Here is a 2,212-nt window from a genome sequence, read left to right on the forward strand (position 1 = left end):
CAGCCGCGCCCCGTCGCGGGCGGCCTCGCAGACGGTGTCGGCGATCAGCGCCGTCGCCTCGGGGACGTTCAGCCGCAGTCCGCGGGCTCGGCGGGCGCGCGCCAGTTCGGCGGCCGTGAACAGCAGCAGCCTGTCCTGCTCGGTGGGCGTCAGCCGCATCGACCACTCCTTGAACGGTGCTCAAAGTTAGAGCTCTACTCTAGAATAGGGGAATGCCGGAGAAGAAGAAGCTCACCCTGGAGCGTCCCGACATGCGCGCCCATGTGCTGCGGGCCGCGCTGCTGGCGATCGAGGAGGTCGGCGCGGCCAAGGTCAGGGTGCGGGACGTCGCGGACCGCGCCGGGATGTCGACCGGGCACGTCCTCTACTACTTCGGCCGCCGCGACAGAGTGATCATCGAGACCCTGTTCATGTCCGAACAGGAACTGATCACCCGCTGCCGCGCCGAACTGGCCGGGATCACCGAGCCCTGGGCGGCGATCGACCGGTACGTCCGGATCTATCTGCCCGACGCCGAGGACGACATCCGCTGGCGGCTGTGGACCCAGGTCATGGCCGCCCCACCCACCGACGCGGAATCCCTGGCCAGGCTGAAGGACGGCCTGGAGTTCTGGCACGCCACCCTCGCCGACCTGATCGCTAGCGGCACCGACCAGGGCGCCTTCCGCCCACTCGACGATCCCGCCTTCGTCGCCGCCCGCGCCTGCCGGATGATGGACGGCCTCGGCAACGACCTCATGCTCGGCATCCCCGGCCACGATCCGGAATGGGCGGTGGCCCAGGCCGTCGCGGGCCTCCGCCGTGATCTCCTGAAGCCATGACCGAGCTCAAGGCGCCGCACACGTCCGCGCCGGACGCCTCCACGCTCCGCACCCTGCGCCGTTTCCTAGACGACGTCTTCGACACCGACGGGGACCACGCGCTCGGCGGAATACCCGCCCTGCTCTGGGGGGACGGCGAGCTGATCGGCCACGCCGCGGTCGTTGACACGCCACAGCCCATCCTCTCGACCTCACCACCGCCTTGACCTGCGACGGGCACGACGGCTCCCTCGGGTGACCGCTCAGCGGAGCATCTGGTCGAGTTGGGCGCTGGTTTCGGCGCGGAGCTCGTCGACCTCCTTGTCGGAGGGGAGGTGGTCCAGGTCGGCGAGGACGCCGCGCATCGCCTGGACGCCGGGGTCGTCGTCGGCGGAGGAGGAGTGGCGGGACCAGGCCGCGGCGCGGCGGCAGCGGATCTCGGGGGTGAGCTGGCCGAGCGACGACCAGAGCGCGGCCGCCTTGTCGTAGGCCTCGGTGACGCCGGGGGAGCCGGTGTAGTCGAGCATGTCGGCGGCCGACCAGGCCAGCTCGGCGTGGAGGTGCGTCGCGTCCGGGACGTCCTGGACGAGCGCCGCCGCCAGCAGGAACTGTTCGGCGGCCTCGGCGTAGGCACGGTTCTCGCGGAGGGCTTCGCCGTAGTTCCGGCGGGTCATCGCCAGCGAGACGCCCTCGTAGGGGATCTCGATCCGGTCCGCGACCTGCTCGTACAGCGCGAGCGCCTCGCCGTGCCGGCCCAGCGCCTGGTAGGTGCGGGCCGCGATGAACGTGTGGTGCAGCGTGTCCGGTTCGTGGAGGTCCGCCCAGAGCGCCGACGCGTCGAGCGCCGCCGTGATCAGATCCTCCTCGCGGTCGCGTTGCCGCATCAGCGCCTCGACCCGCGCCGACGCGAGGTGCGCCGCCTCCTCCGCGCCGATCGTCCCGCGCCCGTACTCCAGGGCCCGTACCGCGTGCGACTCGGCGGCCACCGGGTCCCCGGCCTCCAGCGCGGTCATGGCCAGATAGCCGCAGGGCTGGACGGCCCGCCACGGCTGCCCGGCCGCGACGTACAGCGTGATCGCCCGCTCCAGGAGCGCCGCGCCCGCCTCCTCGCCGTCCCGCGCGAACACGACCCTCGCGAGGATCTCCGCATGGCCCCCCGCGACGTCCTGGACGTCCAGTTCCAGCGCGAGCGCCAGCTCCGCCTCAAGGCCGTCGACGTCGCCCTCGACCAGCATCCGCTGGGTCCGGAACCGCCGCACCAGCAGATAATCCCTCGCGCCGAGGGCTCCCGCGCCGTGCAGCCGTTCGGCTTCCGCCGCCGCGGCCTCGACCACGGCGGCGCCCGACTCGTCCTGCGACTGCAGCAGGATGACCCCGGCCGCGCCCCTGGTCCGCAGCGCCCGTGCGGCGTC

Annotated in this window: 4 protein-coding genes; 2 read left to right on the forward strand and 2 right to left on the reverse strand. The window is 72.5% G+C overall.

All coding sequences use genetic code 11. The features are described 5' to 3' along the window. The coding region (locus ACYVE7_RS32900; protein ID WP_460370347.1) for an urease subunit gamma at window positions 1-159 on the reverse strand (159 nt) is incomplete at its 3' end. Window positions 160-212: 53 nt separating this feature from the next. Here ACYVE7_RS32900 and ACYVE7_RS32905 point away from each other — a divergent pair. Next, entirely contained in the window at window positions 213-821 is a 609-nt protein-coding gene (locus ACYVE7_RS32905; RefSeq protein ID WP_460370342.1) for a TetR/AcrR family transcriptional regulator, read from the forward strand. Beyond that, complete coding sequence (locus ACYVE7_RS32910; RefSeq protein ID WP_460370344.1) at window positions 818-1,027, forward strand: hypothetical protein; 210 nt, start codon at window positions 818-820, stop codon at window positions 1,025-1,027. The genes ACYVE7_RS32905 and ACYVE7_RS32910 overlap by 4 nt, the downstream gene beginning before the upstream one ends. A 36-nt stretch (window positions 1,028-1,063) precedes the next feature. Here the strand turns inward: ACYVE7_RS32910 and ACYVE7_RS32915 are convergent. Next, the coding region (locus tag ACYVE7_RS32915) for a hypothetical protein (protein WP_460370345.1) at window positions 1,064-2,212 on the reverse strand (1,149 nt) is incomplete at its 5' end.

It is taken from the genome of Actinocorallia lasiicapitis (assembly GCF_054778695.1).